The sequence below is a fragment of the Acinetobacter sp. GD03645 genome (assembly GCF_029845285.1).
GTDB lineage: Bacteria > Pseudomonadota > Gammaproteobacteria > Pseudomonadales > Moraxellaceae > Acinetobacter > Acinetobacter corruptisaponis.
Map to the genome: position 1 here is coordinate 16,821 of NZ_JAOCLL010000019.1, position 21,596 is coordinate 38,416.

General features: G+C 39.4%; 20 protein-coding genes and 2 pseudogenes. 9 read left to right on the forward strand and 13 right to left on the reverse strand.

Features of this window, described 5'->3' with window-relative positions:
* Positions 1-35: 35 nt before the first annotated feature.
* The 5 genes from repC to N5J47_RS14555 form a co-directional block, all read right to left on the reverse strand.
* Positions 36-917, reverse strand: coding sequence for a replication protein C, IncQ-type (gene repC, locus N5J47_RS14535; RefSeq protein WP_000743064.1), 882 nt, complete (start codon positions 915-917; stop codon positions 36-38).
* Positions 904-1,731: a helicase RepA family protein gene (locus tag N5J47_RS14540; RefSeq protein WP_001162384.1), complete on the reverse strand. Its 828-nt coding sequence runs from the start codon at positions 1,729-1,731 to the stop codon at positions 904-906. Before N5J47_RS14540 ends, repC begins: the two co-directional genes overlap by 14 nt.
* Positions 1,732-1,735: 4 nt before the next feature.
* Positions 1,736-1,957, reverse strand: coding sequence for an AlpA family phage regulatory protein (locus tag N5J47_RS14545; protein ID WP_001179606.1), 222 nt, complete (start codon positions 1,955-1,957; stop codon positions 1,736-1,738).
* A gap of 147 nt (positions 1,958-2,104) precedes the next feature.
* Positions 2,105-3,307 (reverse strand): site-specific integrase, encoded by a 1,203-nt coding sequence (locus N5J47_RS14550; RefSeq protein ID WP_000954590.1) that lies wholly within the window; start codon positions 3,305-3,307, stop codon positions 2,105-2,107.
* An 89-nt stretch (positions 3,308-3,396) separates the two neighbouring features.
* Positions 3,397-3,573 (reverse strand): hypothetical protein, encoded by a 177-nt coding sequence (locus tag N5J47_RS14555; RefSeq protein ID WP_001131288.1) that lies wholly within the window; start codon positions 3,571-3,573, stop codon positions 3,397-3,399.
* Between the two features lie 36 nt (positions 3,574-3,609).
* On the opposite strand from N5J47_RS14555, the pseudogene N5J47_RS14560 reads away from it, so the two are divergent.
* The 3 genes and pseudogenes from N5J47_RS14560 to N5J47_RS14570 all read left to right on the forward strand — a co-directional run.
* Positions 3,610-3,825, forward strand: a pseudogene (locus N5J47_RS14560) (hypothetical protein); the annotation flags it as partial.
* Positions 3,826-3,839: 14 nt separating this feature from the next.
* A complete protein-coding gene (locus N5J47_RS14565) occupies positions 3,840-5,135 on the forward strand; it encodes a Y-family DNA polymerase (RefSeq protein ID WP_004999977.1) in 1,296 nt (431 codons plus the stop codon).
* Between the two features lie 3 nt (positions 5,136-5,138).
* Entirely contained in the window at positions 5,139-5,357 is a 219-nt protein-coding gene (locus tag N5J47_RS14570; RefSeq protein WP_004999974.1) for a hypothetical protein, read from the forward strand.
* Positions 5,358-5,681: 324 nt separating this feature from the next.
* Here N5J47_RS14570 and N5J47_RS14575 read toward each other — a convergent pair whose 3' ends face one another.
* Genes N5J47_RS14575 through N5J47_RS14585 form a run of 3 tightly spaced genes read right to left on the reverse strand, consistent with a single transcriptional unit; the run spans position 5,682 to position 11,703 of the window.
* Positions 5,682-8,882: a site-specific integrase gene (locus N5J47_RS14575; RefSeq protein ID WP_279960750.1), complete on the reverse strand. Its 3,201-nt coding sequence runs from the start codon at positions 8,880-8,882 to the stop codon at positions 5,682-5,684.
* Positions 8,883-8,886: 4 nt separating this feature from the next.
* Entirely contained in the window at positions 8,887-11,226 is a 2,340-nt protein-coding gene (locus N5J47_RS14580; protein WP_279960751.1) for a hypothetical protein, read from the reverse strand.
* A 12-nt stretch (positions 11,227-11,238) separates the two neighbouring features.
* The gene (locus N5J47_RS14585; protein WP_000911011.1) at positions 11,239-11,703 is read right to left on the reverse strand and encodes a hypothetical protein; all 465 of its coding nucleotides are present in this window, start codon (positions 11,701-11,703) and stop codon (positions 11,239-11,241) included.
* A gap of 274 nt (positions 11,704-11,977) precedes the next feature.
* Between N5J47_RS14585 and N5J47_RS14590 the strand changes: the two genes are divergently transcribed.
* The 3 genes from N5J47_RS14590 to N5J47_RS14600 all read left to right on the forward strand — a co-directional run bounded on the left by N5J47_RS14590 (position 11,978) and on the right by N5J47_RS14600 (position 13,361).
* Positions 11,978-12,145 carry a YhfG family protein gene (locus N5J47_RS14590; RefSeq protein WP_002125865.1) on the forward strand — a complete coding sequence of 56 codons (168 nt, stop codon included), beginning with the start codon at positions 11,978-11,980 and terminating at the stop codon, positions 12,143-12,145.
* A gap of 12 nt (positions 12,146-12,157) precedes the next feature.
* Positions 12,158-12,754 carry a putative adenosine monophosphate-protein transferase Fic gene (locus N5J47_RS14595; RefSeq protein ID WP_004658347.1) on the forward strand — a complete coding sequence of 199 codons (597 nt, stop codon included), beginning with the start codon at positions 12,158-12,160 and terminating at the stop codon, positions 12,752-12,754.
* A 349-nt stretch (positions 12,755-13,103) separates the two neighbouring features.
* Complete coding sequence (locus N5J47_RS14600) at positions 13,104-13,361, forward strand: hypothetical protein (RefSeq protein ID WP_004726728.1); 258 nt, start codon at positions 13,104-13,106, stop codon at positions 13,359-13,361.
* Between the two features lie 640 nt (positions 13,362-14,001).
* On the opposite strand, the gene N5J47_RS14605 is transcribed toward N5J47_RS14600, so the two are convergent.
* From N5J47_RS14605 to N5J47_RS14625, 5 genes and pseudogenes are all read right to left on the reverse strand, one after another.
* Positions 14,002-16,479, reverse strand: coding sequence for a heavy metal translocating P-type ATPase (locus N5J47_RS14605; protein ID WP_279960752.1), 2,478 nt, complete (start codon positions 16,477-16,479; stop codon positions 14,002-14,004).
* Positions 16,480-16,655: 176 nt separating this feature from the next.
* Positions 16,656-16,850: a heavy-metal-associated domain-containing protein gene (locus tag N5J47_RS14610; protein ID WP_125268863.1), complete on the reverse strand. Its 195-nt coding sequence runs from the start codon at positions 16,848-16,850 to the stop codon at positions 16,656-16,658.
* Between the two features lie 463 nt (positions 16,851-17,313).
* Complete coding sequence (locus N5J47_RS14615; protein WP_151788922.1) at positions 17,314-18,195, reverse strand: CopD family protein; 882 nt, start codon at positions 18,193-18,195, stop codon at positions 17,314-17,316.
* Positions 18,196-18,259: 64 nt separating this feature from the next.
* A complete protein-coding gene (locus N5J47_RS14620) occupies positions 18,260-18,640 on the reverse strand; it encodes a copper resistance protein CopC (protein WP_004681441.1) in 381 nt (126 codons plus the stop codon).
* 346 nt (positions 18,641-18,986) lie between these two features.
* Positions 18,987-19,919 (reverse strand): annotated as a pseudogene (locus N5J47_RS14625) (IS5-like element ISAha1 family transposase).
* A 120-nt stretch (positions 19,920-20,039) separates the two neighbouring features.
* Here N5J47_RS14625 and N5J47_RS14630 point away from each other — a divergent pair.
* The 3 genes from N5J47_RS14630 (at position 20,040) to N5J47_RS14640 (ending at position 21,592) form a co-directional block, all read left to right on the forward strand.
* Positions 20,040-20,282: a DUF2789 family protein gene (locus N5J47_RS14630; protein WP_004281876.1), complete on the forward strand. Its 243-nt coding sequence runs from the start codon at positions 20,040-20,042 to the stop codon at positions 20,280-20,282.
* A 603-nt stretch (positions 20,283-20,885) separates the two neighbouring features.
* Entirely contained in the window at positions 20,886-21,317 is a 432-nt protein-coding gene (locus tag N5J47_RS14635) for a hypothetical protein (protein WP_279960753.1), read from the forward strand.
* 26 nt (positions 21,318-21,343) lie between these two features.
* Positions 21,344-21,592, forward strand: a complete 249-nt coding sequence (locus N5J47_RS14640) for a DUF2933 domain-containing protein (RefSeq protein ID WP_004695740.1) — start codon at positions 21,344-21,346, stop codon at positions 21,590-21,592.
* Positions 21,593-21,596 lie beyond the last annotated feature (4 nt).

Genomic DNA, 21,596 nt, shown 5'->3' on the forward strand with positions numbered 1-21,596 from the left:
GGGACGGGGAACGTTACGACGGCAGAAGGGGAGCGTTACGACGGTAACAAGGGAACGTTACGACGGTAAACGGGTGCAGTTGCCGTGGGGCCAGGCCTCTTGATCTCCCATTTTCCCTTGGCGTATTCGTTCACTACCCAACCCACGGCGGCAAGTTCGGCCAGTGCCTTCCGGGCAGTCTGACGGCGTTTTTTCATAGCTTCGGCATTGGCTTCATCTGGCCAGACATAGCCGCAAAGCGTGTCCAGTTCCACGCGCCCGGATTTGCCGGGGTCGATCCAGCCGCATAGCCGTTGGTGCATCAGCCGTGCCGGATCAGTCTGTAGCACCCGCACTTCCGCCATGTCGATACGGGCATATGGACGATGCCCCAGGATCGCTTCGGCAATACGCGGATTCAGGGCAACCCATAGCCTGCCGTCCGTCTCGTCAAAAGCATGACTCATCAGGTGGAACGCGGCTTGCCGCCGTCCCTTCGTCACAAGGATGGTGACGTTCGACATGCGCAGCAGGCTGGCTTTGAGCGCCTTGATGTTGTCGCCGCTATCCGTCATGCCCGTTTCTGAGAGCAGTTTGGTCAGGCTCTCACGAACCACCAAGCCGTCTTGCTCAATGGCTTCGAAACGGGGTTCAAGGAATAGCCGTAGCTGTCGCCCCGTCTCACTGGTCGGTTCCGGGGTTAGCAAGATGCCGTTCGGGCCGCCAAGGGCCACGATGCCTTGCAAAAGACGCATATCATCGGCCCCGAGAGGTTCGAATCCGACGAAACGCATGGATTCGTCCTCGCCAAAGGTGTAGGTCACGTCCAGCTTGCAGCGTTTGCGATCGCCACGCTTGAGGCTGCGGAACAGGCCAGGTGCCAAACAGTGCGCGGGATCATGTCGGACGTGGGTCAGGTCATGCTTAGGCTTCTTCACGCTGTCTCCTTTTCACCTTGCACTGCCGCTCCAGTACAGCAGGCTTCAACACGCCGCCGTCGTGCCGTCTAAACCAGAGTTCTTGAAAAGGTGCGCCATAGTTGGCCTTGCTGACGCCAAAGCGGACAAAATACCCACGCTGACAATCATCGACCCCCAGTATCTCGGCCTCGCCTTGCGTCATGCCGGATAGGTACGATTGCCAACGGATGTTATCAACCAGTACGGACGATCCACGACTGGCCTGCTGTTGATCGCCCGACCCCATCATGGCTGCGCTTTTACTCGCGTGGTGCAGAAACACAATGGAGCAGCCTGTATCAGCGGCTATGGCCTCCATGTGCCCAACAACCTGCGCCATCGGCCCGCTAGCGTTCTCCTCCTCAATGTGGAAGCGCCGCAAAGTGTCCAAGATCATCAAGCGACGACCTTCAGCGGCTCGTTTGAGAGCATCGAACCAGCTAGCAGCCATGATGTTTGGGCATTTACCGATCAAGGGTTCAATGAGCAAACCATCAGCCACGGCTTGCCGTTCCGCTGCGCTGAGGTGTGCCCCAAGGGCGTGCAGACGATGGTGAATAGCGGCCGGTGGATCTTCAGCAGGCAGATAGACCACTTGCCCGGTGGGAAACTCGCCTATTTCAAGTAAATCAGGCCCGCCTGCAATCTGTGCAGCCAATTGAAGGGCCAACATGGATTTACCAGCCCCACCAGGCGACACAAGAGCACCAACAGTGCCAGCAACCATATTAGGCAGAACATAATCAATGGGTGGCGGCAATTCCGTGAAAGCCGCCATAAGATCAAGAGCCATATAACTAGCCCTCTATAGGGCCAGGTCGCGCAGCTTGATCACCCGATGATTTACGTGCCTCAATCCACTCTTCGACCTCTGACAAATCCCAGGCGACATTTCTACTGGTTAACGCGATACGGCGTGGAAAATCCCCTCGCTGCTCCAGGTTATAAATTGTTCGTGTCGAAAGCGGGATCATCTCCAGGAGCTTCTTCCTGTTGATGAGGGTCTTTATATTTTGCATGGGTCAATACCTCTCAAATGAATAGTTGCTATTCATCGAGTAGCTGCGCGAAGCAGCTAATCGGTAATTGACCTGCCCGATGCCAATGGCGGCCTTATTTATAAATTCACGGCATCAACTTCAATGCTATCAAAGATAGCAAAAACATCAACCCTTACTGCCTCCCGAAGTCCACTCATCAATCATATCGGCCCAATCCTGCAACATCGCCGCCCGCTGCTCGCGGTACTCAGCCTTGTTGTAGACAGCCCTCACGCCCTTCTGCTCGTGCGCCAGGCACTTCTCGATCCAGTCGGTGTTGTAGCCGGCCTCATGCAACAGCGTGCTGGCTGTGCGCCGCAAATCATGCGGTCCGAACTTGGTAAGTGACTTCCCATCTTTCTGCGCCGCCTTGTAAGTCAGCGTCAGCACCTGGTTAAGTGTGGCAGCGCTCATCGGCGCATCCGAGTCGTACCGTGATGGCAAAACGAAGTCGGAACCACCGGCAAAGGTTTTCATGGCAATGAAAATATCCAGAGCCTGCTGGGACAGAAATACCAGGTGCGGGTTACGGCGTTTCATCCGCTCCTTTGGAATCGTCCACAACGCTTCGCTGAAATTGATCTCGCTCCAGGTCGCATTGGTCAGCTCGCTCTTGCGCACCATCGTCAGCAATAACAGCTTGGCCGCCGCACGGTTTGTTGGGCTTGTGCCCACTCGCTCCATGTACTGGTACATCAGCCCAATTTCTTCTGGCGTCAACGCTCGGTCACGTGGCTCGAATCGAGCGATGCTTGTTGGGCGCACCAGTTCTGCCGGGTTTTCGACCTTCTGCCCACGCTCGATGGCCCAGCGAAATACCTGCAACACGATTTCACGCACATGAACGGCGGTGGCCGGTGCGCCTCGCTCAACAATGGCATCAGCCAGCGCCCGCAAGTCTTCGTGGGTGATCTCCACCAGCTTCTGATTGCTGAATTTCGGCTTCAGCTCACGCTCATAAACCGAGCGGCGCATATCGCGGGTGGAGTCGGCCATCTGGTAGCCACGCAGCCACTTCTCCGCCCAGGCACCGAACGTCTCTGCATCTTTCACCCGCGCCTTGTCTCGGGCTTTCTCCTTGGCCGGCGACTTGCCCGCCGCAACCATCTTCTTGGCGTCACCCAACAGCTCGCGGGCTTCGGCCAGGGTGATGCCACCGACACCATAACGCCCAAAGGTGATGGTCTCCTGCCGACCGTTGATTGAGTAGTTGTAACGGAACGAGATGGAGCCGGCTGGAGTCACTGCCACATAGAGACCTTCCCGGTCATTCACTTTGTAGAGTTTGTCCCTGGGCTTGAGATTGCGCAGCTTGGTATCGGTCAGCATGTACCTTGTCCTTCTTCGTCTCCGATACCATGCTGAAAAAATCTCGAATTTATCGTATTTTTTCTTACGAAACAGTAACTTATAGAATATTAATACCATGAACACACAAAAGAACGCAGCATGGTATCGGCATCAATCATGGCATCGCCAAACCATAATACCAGCTTTAATGCCATGCTCAAACGGTGCTTGGCGCTTCCTCCCGTTGCCAGATCGTGCCAAACACAAACAAAAAAAAGCCCGCAATTACGCGGGCTTAGCGGCATTTCATGCCATCAGGTGCCTGGCTGTGCCAGACGCGGAATCATTCCTCGACCATTAAGCGGCTGATGATCACCAATAAGATGTCCAAGTCTGAAATCAAAGAGATATTTGGTGATGAAAATTATCCGCTTCCAGAACTTTGGTTGAAGGCTGAAAATCCGAATTACAATCACATCATTCCTGATGACAGTCAGACCATCTCAATCTGGGGTGTGGTGACTTTTAATTTAAAGCGTATTTATCACCGCTCATAACAAGAAGAATAACAATGCAAAGTGAAAATGAAATATTCGCGTTAGTCGACGTGAATAATTGCTACGTCTCATGTGAGCGTGTGTTTAATCCTGCCTTGAATGATCGCCCGACCATTGTACTCAGCAACAATGATGGCTGTGCTGTGGCCAGAAGTCAGGAAGCGAAAGACTTAGGCATCAAAATGGGTGTTCCTGTATTTCACATTCAGGATCTGATCAAGCAACATAGCATTCAGGTGCTATCCAGTAATTTCTCCTTATATGGCGAAATGTCTAAGCGCTTTATGGAACTGCTTGGGGACTATGTTGCACCAGGAGATCAAGAAGTCTATTCGATTGATGAATGCTTTCTGAAGCTCACAGCTTATGAGCATTTATTTGACCTGACCGAATATGCGCAAGATATGAGAGCTAAGGCTTGGCGTTGGTTAGGACTACCCTGCTGCATTGGGATTGGTCGCTCTAAAACTGAAGCCAAGATTGCCAATCATCTCGCCAAAAAGAACAAGTTCTTCAATGGGGTCTGTAATCTGGCCCATATGGACCCATGCTCTACAGAAACGCTACTCGCGCAGGTCGATGTGTCTGAGATTTGGGGCGTCGGCAGGCAGAACTGTAAGAAGCTCAATGCCATGGGTGTTCAGTCTGTGCTGGATCTCATCAATGCCAACCCTAAAGAAATCAAAAAGCAGTTCAGTATCGTGATGGAAAAGACGGTGCTTGAGCTACAGGGTCTCTCTTGTATTGACCTGACTGATGATGCTGTAGCGAAGAAGCAAATCATCAGCAGTCGCTCTTATGGTAACCCAGTGTATGAAATGGATGACATCAAAGCTTCTGTCCGGCTTTATGTGGCCAGAGCTGTAAAGCGAATGCGTGAAGATGGCTCAATCTGCAAGATGATTGGGGTTTATATCCAAACCAGTCGCTTTGATAAAACTGAGCGTTACTCACCCTATATCGTGGTTCAAATGCACGAACATACAGATGATCTACTGCTCATCACCAAAGCTGCAATGAAGGGTATCGATCAGATATTTAAGAAAGGCTTTAAGTATAAAAAGGCGGGAATCGTGCTGCTCGAAATCACGGATAAATCCAAATTTGTGCCCGATCTATTCACGGACTATTCGCATAAACAAGAGCGCGAAAAACTTTCAGATGCTATTGAAGCCATCAGTGAACGGTTTGGGAAGAATCTCGTCACGCTAGGCATTGCCAACAATCAAGAAGCCTCATGGCACATGAATCAAAACCTTAGATCACCATCGTATTTAACAAAATGGTCTGACTTACCAAGAGTGGGATAAAACATGCACTTATTTAAATTAACTGATGAACAACTTGCGCAGATCCTAATCCCGAAACGCTTTGTACCACCTACTCCAGTTGAACATGAAGGCAAGAACATGGTTTATGTTTTTGATAGCGAAGATAAGTTTGAACTGACTTATGATGAGCTGGTGGAAATCATTAGCAAAGCTAGAATGGCTGGTCCGAAGTTGATACCTGTCTTAGGCACCGTGAATTAAATTGTGCAGTGTTCGCACGCCACTTGAAACATAACTTGATTGGAAATGAATTTGGGCTGAGAAAAATTCAGTTCAAATTTAACCTGACGGGCACACTAAAAAATGGGTAATTGTCAGATCGAGTTTGGACTACAACACTTTAGCTCATCGATTTACCAAAGTGCTAATCTTTACACTATTGTCTAAAATCCAGTGACCAAATTGTGATGCTAAAGCTTTTAAATTCCCTTTATTATGAATCAAAGTTAGTATGATGCTTTTCATAAAGACAGTTTACTTATAACCAGAGAGATTTTTAAACAATTCCCCTTTAACATGCTTAGGCTATTTGATCCAGAGTTCATCTTTTTGCATCATTTTTAACATTAAATTAAATATAACCAGCGGAGTAACATTTTTTTTGTTAGAGCCGACAACTCTTTGAAAACTAAATTTAACGGTTCGCTCAGGAGCATCCAAATTAACTGGGTAGTTTTGTTTTTCTAAATACAGATGATCTCCTAACATTGGCTCTATACCAGTAATAAAATTAACAATTTGTTGCTCATCACCTTTCATTCGGCATTGAAAATGTAGAAAATTCTTACGCAGTTTTCCAAATAATAATAATATTTTAAGCGCCTTAACCATGTTCTTTTCTTTCAGTGCATCTTGCTGCCTATCATCTTTATAATGAAAATCAAGGAGAGGAATTATTTCATCTGGACGAGTCAGTTTTTTAGCCTTTTCGTAAAGTTCATCAAACCAACTCTCTTCTAAATTCTTACTATAAACATAATTCGTTTTTAAATTAAATTTTTGGCGATCCATCCATTTAGTGCTCATCCATTGACATCGTTGCATCCATTCTTGAGCTTGAGTATCTTCGCTTAAACGACCTTCTCTAAAACTTATCAAACGTTGAAAAGGTGTCAGAGTACTCTTCTCTATACTAAACTTCTTTTCTTGTCGGCCAGCCATCGTAACTGGCTGTGTTTGCTGATAAGAATTAAACCATTTCTGCTGCTGAGTATAACGATTTAGGTTTATGTAGTCTGTACTTGACTTCACTGGACTAAAACACTGTTCTAATACTTTTTTTGAAATGATACACGGCGAATTATAAATTCGATCGACTGCTAATAAATCCAAAACATGAAGGTAATTTGAAGCCGTTTGCTCAATACTGCTATGCCCCATCCAAGAGGCGAGCACCTGCCATTTATGTTGAATAATCTCTTCTTGAGCACGTGCTTTCATACCAAACAATAAATCCCTCATCTTTTTTGCTTTTACCCAAGGACAATCTGTGTAGGTCTTGATCATTTCTTTTGAACCGAGCAAAGTTATTGCTAGATAGTTAGCAGCACTGTGGCGTAATGTATGAAAACTAAAGCCATGATGCATACCTAATATTTGACTAAACAAATCTACTGTAATTTTGCTGATACATTGATCAGTTAATACACGATGATTCACACTAAAAAGTAGATCATCCTGCTGATTAACCAAATATTGCTCATAACGATGTTGTATGTAACGTTGTACTACTAAAAACTCATGTTCTGACAATGCAATTTTCAATGGTATTTGACGATTCGCACTTCGCGTTTTCAGACGGCGATATGAATTGTCTTGGATATGAAGCGTGATATTATTAAAAACTGTATTTTCTTTTTCTTTATAAAGTAGCTCTGGGCAAATAATATCTTGTATTTTAAGACAACGAACTTCATTTAATCGAAGTCCAGTTCTATAACTTAGTAAATACATCAGCTTTAAACAACTCAGATGATCGACCCACTCTGATGCCGTTGGCTCTTGACTTAAATTTTCTAGTTTTTCCAATAATTTGCCAAATAGCAAAGGACTCACTAGCCGTGCATTGCAAATTTGTAAATGCTTAAAACTTGAATTCTGTAACACCAATACCCCTGGAGCATCATAATTCTCTATACAGAATTGATGAAAATCTTTTAGGCGACCAAAACGGTATTCTGCGCTTTGGTGCATCTTACGAGAGGTTTTTCCTTTCACCGAATCTCGTTGAACTGCTTTTTCATCACGTTCACTGCTGTATTTCAATAGCTGCCGATATAAATCCTCATAGTCATCTATGGATTGTTGCTTTAAATCTAATTTATTGAGCCAAATCTCAAATATAAATTCTTTGCCAAACGATCCTAAGTAGCTTTCAATAGTTGATAATTGAAGCCCTCGTTTTTTTAAATGCATTAACCAGTGAATTAAGCGTAGTTGAGCATCAATTAAAGACTTTTCCTCCGTATTAGCATCAACTATCTTCTCCTCTAACACCCTTCTAGTTTCTTGCCAAAAACGTAGCGTGCGTTCTTCTTTATTCCTCTTTTTATCTAAACGCTCAACTTTTTGACCTTTACGTTTCTTTTGACCAAACAACATCAACTCATACGGAATCGTTTGTAATTTGCTTTGAACAGTCGGAACTTCAGGAAGTAACTGCTCTTGTTCAAAATGAATAGGGCGATTATCTGGTTCTGTGACTTGATTGTAATCATTATTCCACAGCAATCTAAATTCGGATGGCCTTAAAGCAACAGTATTAATCTCTTGCTGAAGCACATTACTCAAAAATATATCTATGCTGAGGTTTGGATTAAATTCGAGTACCATTTGCACATCATTAAATGCACGAAATCCACGGCGTTTAATTTGATATTGCAGATCCCCAAGACTTTTTTTCCTGCCTATCTTACTCAAGCTTTCTAAAATACAATCTTCAACTGAATGTTGCAGACAAAATTCTTTCTGAGAAGCTTTCAACTTTTTTAAATATTGCAAAATGAACTGCGCATATGGGTTAAAAAAAACATGTTTCCATTGGTACAACTTTCCCTGTTCTACATCGTTGCCATATTGAGAGTTTTCAACACGATAATGTAGTAACAATGGATTAGTGATTTTTTTGTAGTCCGAATGGTATAACCGAAAACAATTCAGATCTGTACCAAGCTCAATGGCCTCCTGCAATTGCTTCTGAATAGCAATCAAATGCTGTTCATCTGCACAGCCTGAAATATATATAAAACTTAAGCATAAATTTCCCCATAAGTACTTTGGTTCATTCCAATATTCAAATGAATCTTGCCAATACTGCCTTAATTCCTTAAGTACATGGATATGTAGATGCCCCTGTTCTAACCGTGACTCTGTACTCTCAATTTTTCTAGGCAGTACGATCCGTTTAGTATGTGGATTTAGCTTAATTCTGTATGATTTTTTATCTACATTCTGGTTGAATTGCTTCCTTCTTTTATTAAATTCATCTTCAGTAAATTGCATCAGTTTTGATTGTTCGTCTCGGCTCAACTTTTGACTCAAACAATCAACACTATCTTTAATGTCATGCCATTTTTCAGCGATCTGCTGATCAAGTTTTTGCTGCATTTCTTTCGTCAATACTTCAGGTGGAGAAGGCTGTCTATCTAGCGACTTTTTCACCATTTTATGAATATCAACAAATAGATCATCTAGTTGTGGTTTTATTAGTTCTTTGATTTTTTGCATACAACTATTTTCGCTCTAAGTGTTTAATCGATAAAGATTTGACATTATCTTGCAATTGCTGGCGGGCTTGCTGTACATAGACATTCGGGATAAGTGAAGAATGCGGATGAAAAGCCTCTCGGTCACGTTGGTCATGACCATACAGGGCCTGAATTAAGTGAAAAGCTAATGCTGGTTTACCCTCTTGCTGCTCATGCATCAAAAAGTTCATGTCAAAATGACGTAACCAATTCGAATACATATTCTTTGGAAAGACTCCTTGCATATATGAATTCACCCATTTTCTCGATAAAGGGATTAACTTAATTTTCCTGCTCTGCCATTCTTTGACAGTTATCGGCAAGATATCTTTACTAAAAATGACCTTACCAAAAAGATCATTTACAGTTATCTTCTTCTTTGCAAAGACTTGTCTAAAAAATGAACCGTACGCTTCAATAATTTGTTCTAAAAAGGCAGTGTAATTTTGCAGTGTTTTTATGAAAAAATCAGATAAAGGGATAAAACGACCATCTTTTCTTGCTTTACTATTTTTTTTATCATTCACATATAAAAGCTTGAGCTCAACACAATAATCATCCAAATTCCCCAACAGGTTTTTTTTAGGCCGACTTGCCAAACTCAACAAACTGATATGCCACATCCAACACGCATATGCATTAAGTTGATTAATAATGTGCTTATCTTCTTGGATGTTTTCGTGACAATGTCTATGTAAAATATGGAATTGCTCTTTCACAAAATTGGGTTCAAGTGCCAGTTGGCTCCCTATCCTTCCTATAGATAATGCAGATTGCACTTTGAATTGTTGTTGCAATATTTTTAGTTCAGCCGCGTCTTCAGTAAAATGTGTGGAATGTGGTGTAAGTGCTTTTTCTAAAAAGGCTAGATATGTGCTACTGAGTTGAGTTTTCGGTAGCCCGCCATAATAGATACCAGGCATGTGATGCTGACTATCCCGCCCAGCAATTACATGAGCAAGATATTCATTATATGTTTCATAATATATATGAAAATATAATTGAGCCTGCAGTTTTTCTACAGTGATCGAACCTACAAACCGATTATCAAGCCAATTCTTAAGTTTCGTATTAATGTGTGTTGATGAAATTAGTGGATTCGATGCTTGTTCTATATAGTCAAACCAAGCAGAAGGTAAATGTAGTTGATGTGTCATCACTTCATTCCACCGCACATGATTTAAGCTCTTAATCTTCTGCTCTGTAATTTTAAGATTTAATTTGAGTAAATATTCGCGACGTCTACTTGAACCATTCTGGATCAAAATTCCATCTTGAATAAGCTCGTTAAAATCCATCAGTGCGACGGGTGATAATCCCGTCAAAAGTGACAATAAACATGCTGCAGCGATTGCAGCATCCCTCCAGTGCCCGGATAACTCGGTTCTCAACACATAAACAATTTGCTTCAGTATATCTGGCGCCAAATAATGTGGATTTGTAACAAAAGGAGCATGACGGCGCTGGCGATGCCGCATTAGATGCGTCGCATTATCGCTGAGTATATAATTTAAATTTTTAGACTTTTCATCTTCTGAATAAAACTCCATTTCAGGATCTAATAGATCAACTTCACCCTCTTCATCTTTGTGAAGAGCGGCATCATAAATACTGATCTTTGCGTTATGTCCAATATCTACTTGCTTACCCGTTTTAATTTCACGAAATTTTTTGAGTTCATTTTTCGTCGGCCATTGCAAAACTTTACTTTTTTTTGACTTACGCTGACGATGAACAACACGACGATCATCAAGTCTTTTAAAAATTATTAATAGAGCCGATAAATACTCTATGGCTTGTACTTGTTTGAAATCTTTAATATTAAAAAGTTGATTACGATCCTCTTTTTTCAAATTACGTTCGTATATGACATAACAATTTAGCAGCTTACTGCATTCATGAAATAATTCAGCATTATTAGAATCCAGCACATATCGTGAGACATAGCGTAAGAGGTCACAAACATGCTTTTGCTTATTCTCAGCTTTATCAATTTTTGCAAATTCTTGATACTGCCGATATGTTAAAAAACTCGCTTGTAAAATCAAATAGCGTTGCGATGACAGCTCTTGTGTATTACTAGTATCTGGACATGCAAAAAAACTCACAGCAGCTAAAAAAGAATACTTACCAATCTGCCTAGTGCCTGATATATAGCTATAAATTTGTTGTGCTAATTTGTATAGAGCGTAGACTTCTTCATATAAATCATCTGATAGATCGACAAATTGTGTATTCACAACATCATCATGTAATAGACAATAATCTTGTTGAAATTTTTCTGCTAAATCTAAGAATTGCTCTTCTGTTTCAATCTTGGGCATATTCGCTTTCGCTTAATTTTTTATCAAATTGCATTGGTTAAATTCATTACGATCTGAACAATTTGGTAAAAGTTGATCTTTGATTGAACTTTTTGTCAGCTTAAAAAATCTAGCAAAAAATTTAGCATCTAGCTCTTTCTGAGCTTTTCTCTCAAAGCACAAGTGTTGCTGTGATTTTTCGATAAAATCATCAAGATTATGTATCAACTGTAAGATTGCAACATAATTAGAATGTACACGTAAGCATGGCTCCGTTTGCATTAATAGCAATATTTTTTGCCAAATTTTCACATAGATTATTTTGAACTTTGCTTGTACTACTACTTTCTGGCTCTGTTTAATCTTTTTGATTTTCAGTAGTTCTGAGTTAATTTTTACTATCTTAAATTGAACATTTTGTCGCTCAAAGCAAAAGGGCATGATAAATTGCCCCATAAATATCTCTATATTTTTTACTAAATAGTCAAATTTTAACATTTTTATCGATATAAAAAATGAGCATATCTTTGTATATTAAAATTCATTTAATTTATCAACTAAATTTTCTCAAAATTACAATTATCAACAAATACATATGGTTTACTTATCATGGGTGGTCTAAATTTTAAAAATTCTTCCACTTTTTTTTAGTTTTCTGTTATTACATGAAACAATACCGTTGTATTACATTTTGAAATGCTGTGTATGCAGCATTGATCAAAAAGATTCTCTGCTATACTTACTTCACGTGTAGCATCAATGGAGTTTCGAAATGCTCAGAACCACTGAACAGAAAAAAAAATATATTCAAGCGACACGTGCGCAAAACTATCAAGCCAGCCTAAAGCTTGAAGGCATTACAACGACAGCTCAAACAACTCAACAAAGTAAAGCTGAAATCTTGCAAAAATATAAGAAGTATTCGCAACCCGAAACTTAGTCAGGTGCATGTATGGATAAATATGGGGAAATGGGTGACAGCCTGTATTGTTACCCTGGCACAAATATCCTAAAGAACAAACTCAATATTCATGATGAACAAATTTTAGAACAAGCTGAACTAGAACTGTCTGGATTGGCAAGTAACTTAATTGAATATGCTGAACCACCTTACGACTTACAATACTTAAAATCAATTCATGCGCAGCTCTTTGGCGACTTATACGACTGGGCAGGAAAGTTAAGACAAATCGATATTTCCAAAGGTGACACCCGTTTTTGTAATTTTTCCCGTATTGAAATTGAAACCAATAAACTACTCAAACCGCTTCAAGAAAAAAAATACTTTCAAGGCTTAGCACCACAACAACTGATTCCTCAACTTGCCGACTTGTATTGTGAGCTTAATGTCATACACCCATTCCGTGAAGGTAATGGACGTACACAACGGATTTTCTTTGAGCATCTGATTGCTCATTGTGGTTATGGTATTGATTGGTCTCGCATTGACTCTCAACAACAATGGATTCAAGCCAATATTGAAGGTTTTTATGGTAATTTAAATCCATTAATTAAGATTTTTGAAATATGCTTTATTCAAAATACCTAAAATTTAAGTAGTCGAAGCCCACAATCCTTAATGAGCCATCATCTTTGCTTCAATCCACTGATTAATTTCCCAAATAAACCAACAATCACGATTCTTAGAAATCTTAATACTCTTCGGGTAATTTAGGATCGTAATATTCAGATTACTTATCCAGAATTGAATAGATCGTTAACTTAGATAGACTTTTAAGCAATGTAACTTGCCGCATGTTTATCAACATATGTCTCAAAAAAGTCTGCCCATACATAGATTTATGGCGTTTAGTGCTTAAATTTCAGATTAATCTTCGTCTGATGACCTGAATGGATGTTACAGATTACATGCAGGTGAATTACTCTGTGGCTGTATCATGGCTTTTGTGCAATCCAATCCATTTGATCCGAATGTTCTCTTTTGCAATAAAGCAGCCTCTTCTGCTTTTCCTGAACCAACGAACTATGTCATTGATTTGATTCAACCGACAACAGTGATGCTGAATCAAATCTCCAAAGAAGGGATTAAATGCAAGAAATGTGGTAAGAAAAAGATAGGGGATGGAAGTTATTATCCGTCTAATTGGAACCAGCCCATGAGTCGAGATCAGTTGAGTAAGAATCATTTTAAATGAATAAGAGAAGGATGGCTTACCTCACTTCTCCGAATAACAATGCTATGCTTTTCAACCAAGGTTATAAATTGGCAACTACATTTCATTCTTCTTCATGCTGGTCCTATAGCCTGTAGACAATTACTACATCATTTGCATTCAATGCTCAATACAGCCTGTCAGCAGAACCGCAGCGATACTTTTTTTCGTGCATACATGTAGTGTTTAAATCCATTCATTTTTCAATGATCCTCTGCCGTTTATCACATTTATGGTCGATCTTTAACCTTGTGAAAAATGCACATACCGATCCCTTCAAACTGTCAAATTTATGTATGCATGACATTTAAAGAAAATTATCTGATCAATTTTTTTAGGTAAAATTCATCAAGAAAAAGTTATTATTATTCATAACATCACCAATAACCACATAAAAACAATAATTTAATAAATTATTCTTCCAATTTTTTTATATTTAGTGTTATTCGCATAGGTAAATGACATGCCTATAAAGCATATTAATAAAATTCTTTTCATCTTAATCCCTCTCAAATAATTAGAATATCAACTGTATGATATTTAATAAAAGCCAACATGGCTTAGACTATTTCCAAATATATAAAGTAAAGCCAACAAAACTTTAAATGTATATAAAAAATGGTTAAATAATTGCAAGGGGGGCTTTAAAACGTTTTAATCGTAAAGCATTTCCTAGTACAAATATTGACGAGAGAGCCATTGCACCAGCAGCAAATACAGGAGAAAGTAGCAGTCCAAATTGCGGATAAAGTACACCTGCTGCAATAGGAATCAGAGCTGCATTGTAAACAAATGCCCAAAATAAATTTTCACGAATATTGGTTATAGTCGCTTTGCTTAAAGCGATAGCATTCGGCACTCCTTTCAGGTTGCCAGACATCAAAACCACATCAGCAGCTTCAATAGCTACGTCTGTACCTGTACCTATCGCTAAACCAATATCTGCTTCTGCAAGTGCAGGGGCATCATTAATGCCATCTCCAACATATGCGAGTTTACCATATTGATTTTTTAATTTTTTAACGGCCTCTATTTTACCTTCTGGTAAGACTTCTGCAATAACCTCATCAATACCTAGTTTTTTTGCAATCGCTTGAGCTGTATGACGGTTATCACCTGTAATCATGGCAACCTTTAAACCTAACTGGTGTAACGCTTCAATTGCAGCAAATGTTGATTCTTTAATTGGATCTGCTACAGCAATAATGGCAGCAAGTTTCTGGTCAATCGCAACATAGAGAGGGGTTTTTCCTTCTTCTCCCAAACGATCCGAAAATTGAGAAAAAACATTAGGATTCAAACCTAGTTTTTCCATATATCGATCTGCACCAATATGAACCAAATGTTCAGACACCGTTGCTTCTATTCCATAGCCCGTGACTGACTTGAAATCAGCAACAGGAGACAGGATTAATTCCTTATCTATAGCGGCTTGTACAATTGCTCGAGCAATAGGATGCTCAGACTTTGATTCAACGGCTGCCATAAGTGAAAGTACGGCATTGTATTCAAAACCTTCTAAGACATGCAGATCAGTTAAAATTGGTTTCCCTTCAGTCAGAGTCCCGGTTTTATCAACTGCAACCACTTTAGTTTCTTTGAGCAGCTGTAAAGCTTCCCCTTTACGAAATAAAACACCCATTTCAGCACCACGCCCAGTTCCCACCATGATTGATGTCGGCGTTGCCAGCCCCATTGCACAAGGACATGCAATAATGAGTACCGCAACAGCATTAACTAAACTAAAAGTTAGGGCTGGTTCAGGGCCGAAGATAAACCACGTAAGAAAAGTTAAAAGAGAGAGACCCATGACTACAGGTACAAACCACATGGTAATTTTATCAACCAATGCCTGAATAGGCAGCTTGGAACCCTGTGCCTGTTCAACCATTCGGATGATTTGAGAAAGCACTGATGAACTACCAACAGAGGTGGCTTTGATATTTAAGCTGCCACTTTGGTTAATTGTTCCTCCTACCACAGTAGAGCCTATCGTTTTTTCAACGGGCATAGGCTCGCCAGTAATCATGGATTCATCAATAAAACTTTGGCCGTGAATAACTTCACCATCGACAGGGATACGCTCACCTGGTCTAATCTCTACAATCGTTCCTGTTTGAACTTCGGCAATCGGAACTTCTATCACCTGATTATTGAGCTGTATTCTGGCAACTTTAGGCTGCATTCCAACTAGATGTTGAATTGCTAAAGACGTTCGGCCTTTTGCCTTGGCTTCAAAAAATCTACCTAATAGAATTAAAGTGATAATAACCGCTGCAGCTTCATAATAAACATTGACCGTGCCTTGTGGCAGGACACTTGGAAAGAAAGTAGCAACCACTGAATAAAGATAAGCAGCCAATGTTCCTACAGCCACCAAGGAATTCATGTCTGGTGCTAAGCGGAATAAACTTGGGATGCCTTTTTTGAAGAAGCGTCGGCCTGGAAAAATTAATGCTACTGTGGTCAAGAAAAATTGCATTAACCAGCTATTTTGTTGGCCAATGTTATCCATCATAAACGTATGAAAGGCGGGAATCAGGTGTGATCCCATTTCTAAAATAAAAACGGGTAGAGTCAATAAGACTGACAAAATTAAATCTTTTTTAAGTTTTTCTAATTCAATATTCTTTTTATCTTGAAAGCTTTCCGTAGTTTGATGAACTGACTTTGCTTCAAACCCTGCTTTGGTGACAGCCTGAATTAACGAGTCACGAGTGACAGATGAGCTTGCCTGAATAGTCGCTTTTTCAGTAGCCAGATTTACATGAGCTGATTCCACACCCTCAACAGATTTTAAGGCCTTTTCTACTCGACCTACACAAGAAGCACATGACATACCCTCTATCGTAAGCTCTATCGGTTGCAATACTTCCACTTCGTAGCCTGCTTTTTCTACGACTTTAATCAAAGTAGCGCGATCAAGTGGTTGATGTCCATAAATGACTGCTTTTTCGGTTGCCAGGTTTACATGAGCTGATTCAACCCCCTCAGCAGATTTTAAAGCTTTTTCCACACGCCCTACACAAGAAGCACATGTCATCCCTTCAATCTCTAATGTTTCACAGTAGCGTGGCGTATCAGTCATTTCGGTACTCATATACGATCTCTATCATTTAGATATGCTGAGTTCTATATGCGAAGATCAGCTCGAACCAAGATAATTGGGAATTCAGGCAGCACTTTTATTGCAAGCAAGTACAGATTTTATCTGTACGATGAGAAAAACAAGAGTAAGTAAAGTGATAAGGGATTACCACTTTACTCTAACAGAGATTAAGCAGGCTCAGCTGTAAATCCACGCTCACTGAGAGTGGCAATGACTTGATCCTGACTCACCGTTGTGTTGATTTCAACGATACGGTTTTGTAAATCAATATCGAGTGATGCATTCGAGTCGAGCTCTTTAATTGCAGTAGTAATGCCTCGTGCACAACCACCACAAGTCATATTAGCGATGTGAAATTTCATATGTTGCTCCTTTTTAACAAAATATTTGTTTAAACCATTAGAACAGTAACTCTAAACTTTCACCATACAACCAGCCTTTCTCTGAATCAGTTACTTGCTGTAACTTGGTCTGTTTACATCCATAGTTTTCATCAGAGTATTCTAAAGCATAGCGTTCTAATGACTACAGTAAAAGTACTTAACCAACATTAACGTGACTTAAAAATGACATTTTTGTCATCTACGATCACTTTGAAATTTATAAGATAGTTATTTCAATCAATAGTAGTGAACTGAATAGATGAGACTCTTATGGATTGAAGCTAAAAACCGGTGACTACCTTTAATGTATAAATGCCTTATGATGCGATTTTACTGTTCTGATTGTCGTAAGCTGGCAGTCCAGTAGAAACTTTATTGCTCAGCTACAAAAGATAAAAGTACTAATGTTAAATTTCCTCAATAACCTTATTTTGAAATTCTCTTATTCAATACCCACTACTGTTGTTATATAGCCGGTTGTTAATAGAATTGATAGGCCTAATAACATCTCAAATAAAATGGCATGACTAAGGTGTTTAGCGAATTTAGGATGTTGAAGACGCGGGGTGAAATACCATTTGTTGAAGGCAGCTAAAAGTAGAATACTTATAACAAAAAACATTTTAACCATGAAACCATAGCCATATGCAGTATTGATTAAGGTATTAAAATCTTTAATTAAAAGAAGAGCTACACTAGCGCCACAGGCGATTAATATCCCAACAATGAAAGCAGCAATACGTCCAAATACATGCATGCGATCTTTTAAAGGTAAACCACTTATTTCCCGGCTGGTTTTCCATAACGGATACAAAGCCCCCATCCATAACGACATAACTAGAATATGGATTGATAATAAAATTTGAGCAAGTAAGGTTAAATTAGCGACATGTCCGAGCTGGGAAAAACTAAAAATAATCGGGATAAGTAAAATACAAAATATTGAACTTTCAATTATAGAAAACTCACCTTTGTTCCTGTTAACTTTAACCACCATGAGAAGAAGTAAAAGAGCAAAACTAATAGAACGAAGAACGTATATATACCCCGTCGGAGTATTAACCAATATATTAATATACGTGGGGTCCACCATACCTGTAATACCAGTATTGGCAAAACTACCAATCAGAATAAAAAATCCCAAGGTACTGGAAATTAGGCCTAATCCAGCGCCAATTGTAATATATTTAAGAATCGATTCTTTTAGTTCAAGATATTGTCTAAGTAAAAAATAGCAAAAGGCTCCACCAACGACAAAAGCTACACTTAAATATAAAATAACCTTAGTTAACCAAGTGGCCCACATCCAATATTCAGAAATCATTATTTTTGTCCATTCTAGAACAACATGCCAGCACCTCACTGACATGTTGAAAGGTAATCAATTCTTATTTAGTTGATTTGATAGTGAAACTATATTCACCATTCATGTTGTGACCATCTTTCCCCATTGTTGTCCAGACAACGGTATATTTACCTTTTTTCAGTTTCGGAAGAGCGACATCAAAGGATTTCTTTAAGTCATGAGTAACTTTATATTTTAAAGGAACATCTCTTCGCTGAGCATCCAGTAACTTAATATTCATCAACATAACCTCTGCACCAAAGTTAAGGGTCAAGTTCTTTGGTTGACTAAGGATAGATGCATTTTCCGCAGGAATCGCACTCACTAAACTCACATGAGCGAACGTAGTTGTAGTAGCCACAATCATCGTTGCAGCTACTACAACATTACGTAGAGCAGTCATTTTATTTTGAAATAATTTCATTTACGTTTCCTCTTGATTCGTTAGTTCATTAGAGATGACTTTATAAAATCTATATTTAATGAGACCACATCATCTCCTCTTATATTTCAATTATTAGTGAGAGACAGAAACATAGCGATGACTTCAAAATTACATTTTTGTCATTTTTAAAATTTAAAATCTTTAACTATTAAAATAATCTTATTGAAAAATAATGATCATTTAACAAACAAATTATGTAGGTGGTTGATTTATGAAATGTAGTAATCATTTTGTCTAAGAAAATAGTAGCTATTTAATTTTTTATATTTTAGTGGCTTTGTTGCACAAACATTCAAAAGCTAAACTTCTTCCAAGTTATCTAAATTTAAGTGGCAACTTGGGTGTGAGGTCGACCTAAATCTGTAAATTTATTTAATACGGCCACACGTGCATGAATCTCATTGACTTGGCTTTGAAAGTTTCTCGCACGGAGTTTATCGCCTAATAATTTAATGCAATGCATCTTGGTTTCTATCAGACTTCTGCGATGATAGCCTGACCAATTTTTCCATATTGTTCTTCCTAAACGTTTAACTGTTCGAAGTAATTCATTTCGCTCTAGCGAGCTGGTCTTCGTATCTTTCCAAGGTTTCGCATTTTTTCTTGGCGGAATCACCGCATGTGCTTGTCGGTCTGCAATTACTTGACGGCATTGCTTGGTGTCATAAGCCCCATCAGTATAGACAGAGTCAATCTGCTCATCTTGTGGAATCTGATCGAGTAAATCACCAAGCACTTGTGAATCACTCACATTATTTGTAGTGAGTTGAATAGCGCGTATTTGAAGGGTTTCAGCATCTATACCAATATGAAGTTTAGGCCATTGGCGACGATATTCAGGTTGGTGTTTCTTACGCTTCCATTCACCTTCGCCTAGAAACTTTAAGCCAGTAGAATCGACGAGTAGCTGGAGGCCATTACTGCTTTTTTGATAGTTAATTGCAATATCAATATGCTTTTGTCTTCTGCAGATGGTGGAATAGTCTGGTGCTGTCCAATCTAATCTATAAAGATGAATGAGACTTTGCACAAAGCCAGTGACCATGCGTAAAGAAAGATGAAATAAGGATTTGATCATTAAACAGCATTGGATGGCTGTATCTGAATAAGTTTGATTTCGACCATGTTTACCTTTGGGTTGAGCGTACTATTGAGTCTTGGGATCAAACCAAATTGAGAGATTTCCTCGATTTATTAATGCACTGTTATAAGAAGACCAATTGGTTGTACGATAGATTTTAGGTGTGGGCTTATTCATTTTAGAATTATATTGTGGAATAAGCCTTTAGAGATAGGTTTGTGCAACAAAGCCTATTTTAGTTTAAATATAAACATGTTATGTTTAATTTGATCTAATATAAATTTGTGGGCTAAGCACATGACTCAAACACGTCCAAGAATGACCAAATTATTTGAACAGCTTGGTTTAGCTTCTACTGAAGAAGCAATTGCAAAATTCATAGAGAGCCATCAGCTAGCTGGAGATGTTTTTTTAACACAAGCAATTTTTTGGACTGATGCTCAACGTCATTTTTTAGAAGAAAAACTACACTCTGATGGTGAATGGACGACAGTGATTGATCAATTAAATGAGTCTTTACATGAAAATTCAGTAAAATAATTTTCCGTTAGTATTAAGGATCTACATTCTTCCCTGCATTGAATACAACTCATTCATACAGTAGTACTGTTTTGGAGATGGAATCTCTATTATATAAGTAGTAGATTCCTTACTCTGAAATTTGGATTATAAACCCTAATATTAAAAATAATCTTCTTTACCTTCTATCTAATAAATATACCAATAAGTTTAATAATTAAATTATCCACCCTTTTTTCTATAAAAAACTATTTTGATCAACTGTATTTTTTCTTTAAAGGAATAACAGTGTAAATTACATTAAGAATGTGTCTCTAACTAGCCTTGGAGTCATCTAATCATTTCATTTTTATTTTTTTAAGCACATAAAATCATAACAACTTTAATAGTTTTAAAAGATTAATATTAAATAAAATTTTTGTCATCTCAGCATAGACTATATATTTCGAGAAGATCTCAAAATTACATTTTTGTCATTTTTAAAAATAATTAATTAATAGTGCTAAAATTTTTAAGAGAGACAGAGAATAACCAAAAATTTCATCAGTTTAGTAGTCAAATTCCTAGACTCTGTTCAGTACTAAAACATAGCTTTTACTTCCAAATTATTTAAAGGAAAAAATTATGATGAAATTCAAAAACATTTTTTTGGGCTTATGTATCGCAGCCGCGTCATTGAATACATTTGCACAGCAATCCGATGAACACAAAGATCACCACCCTGAAAAAACAACACCATCTGCAGTAACAATTAAGCAAACAGTTACCAGCACCACTGCTACAGATAAAATGGCTGCAATGGATCAACACATGAAGGCGATGCAAGCCATGCATGAGAAGATGATGGCTGCAAAAACCCCACAAGAACGTCAGAAACTTATGGCTGAGCACATGAAACTCATGCAACGAGGTATGAGTATGATGAAACAGATGGGCAGCCAAAGCATGAATGCAAATATGGCTGACCGTCAGCAGATGATGGAAAAACGTATGGACATGATGCAATCCATGATGCAGATGATGATGGACTGTATGCCTCCGTCAGCAACTAAATAGTTACCCATGAATTAGGGGAAAGCACCATGAATCACCAACACCAAGAAAATAATTCAGTACCTAACTTTTGGTCTACACGTTATGCCATTGGTCTAATCGTGCTGGGTGGTATCGCAGCTTATTTTCTATTAACGGAACATTTAGCCCACGTTATCGGTGCTTTGCCTTATTTATTCCTTTTAGCGTGTCCACTGATGCATATTTTTATGCATGGTGGTCATGGGCATAACCACTCGCAGCAAAAAAAATCCGATATATCTGATAACAAAAAATAGCTCT

What these genes read in the sequence shown, in the direction of transcription:
- N5J47_RS14590 (WP_002125865.1), top strand. Translation starts at nt 11,978, where the DNA reads ATGCTCAGAACCACTGAACAGAAAAAAAAATATATTCAAGCGACACGT.
- N5J47_RS14640 (WP_004695740.1), top strand. Translation starts at nt 21,344, where the DNA reads ATGAATCACCAACACCAAGAAAATAATTCAGTACCTAACTTTTGGTCT.
- N5J47_RS14615 (WP_151788922.1), bottom strand. Translation starts at nt 18,195, where the DNA reads ATGATTTCTGAATATTGGATGTGGGCCACTTGGTTAACTAAGGTTATT.
- N5J47_RS14600 (WP_004726728.1), top strand. Translation starts at nt 13,104, where the DNA reads ATGGCTTTTGTGCAATCCAATCCATTTGATCCGAATGTTCTCTTTTGC.
- N5J47_RS14575 (WP_279960750.1), bottom strand. Translation starts at nt 8,882, where the DNA reads ATGCAAAAAATCAAAGAACTAATAAAACCACAACTAGATGATCTATTT.
- N5J47_RS14630 (WP_004281876.1), top strand. Translation starts at nt 20,040, where the DNA reads ATGACTCAAACACGTCCAAGAATGACCAAATTATTTGAACAGCTTGGT.
- N5J47_RS14550 (WP_000954590.1), bottom strand. Translation starts at nt 3,307, where the DNA reads ATGCTGACCGATACCAAGCTGCGCAATCTCAAGCCCAGGGACAAACTC.
- N5J47_RS14545 (WP_001179606.1), bottom strand. Translation starts at nt 1,957, where the DNA reads ATGCAAAATATAAAGACCCTCATCAACAGGAAGAAGCTCCTGGAGATG.
- N5J47_RS14595 (WP_004658347.1), top strand. Translation starts at nt 12,158, where the DNA reads ATGGATAAATATGGGGAAATGGGTGACAGCCTGTATTGTTACCCTGGC.
- N5J47_RS14635 (WP_279960753.1), top strand. Translation starts at nt 20,886, where the DNA reads ATGATGAAATTCAAAAACATTTTTTTGGGCTTATGTATCGCAGCCGCG.
- N5J47_RS14605 (WP_279960752.1), bottom strand. Translation starts at nt 16,479, where the DNA reads ATGAGTACCGAAATGACTGATACGCCACGCTACTGTGAAACATTAGAG.
- N5J47_RS14555 (WP_001131288.1), bottom strand. Translation starts at nt 3,573, where the DNA reads ATGCCGCTAAGCCCGCGTAATTGCGGGCTTTTTTTTGTTTGTGTTTGG.
- N5J47_RS14540 (WP_001162384.1), bottom strand. Translation starts at nt 1,731, where the DNA reads ATGGCTCTTGATCTTATGGCGGCTTTCACGGAATTGCCGCCACCCATT.
- N5J47_RS14580 (WP_279960751.1), bottom strand. Translation starts at nt 11,226, where the DNA reads ATGCCCAAGATTGAAACAGAAGAGCAATTCTTAGATTTAGCAGAAAAA.
- N5J47_RS14570 (WP_004999974.1), top strand. Translation starts at nt 5,139, where the DNA reads ATGCACTTATTTAAATTAACTGATGAACAACTTGCGCAGATCCTAATC.
- N5J47_RS14565 (WP_004999977.1), top strand. Translation starts at nt 3,840, where the DNA reads ATGCAAAGTGAAAATGAAATATTCGCGTTAGTCGACGTGAATAATTGC.
- N5J47_RS14620 (WP_004681441.1), bottom strand. Translation starts at nt 18,640, where the DNA reads ATGAAATTATTTCAAAATAAAATGACTGCTCTACGTAATGTTGTAGTA.
- N5J47_RS14610 (WP_125268863.1), bottom strand. Translation starts at nt 16,850, where the DNA reads ATGAAATTTCACATCGCTAATATGACTTGTGGTGGTTGTGCACGAGGC.
- N5J47_RS14585 (WP_000911011.1), bottom strand. Translation starts at nt 11,703, where the DNA reads ATGTTAAAATTTGACTATTTAGTAAAAAATATAGAGATATTTATGGGG.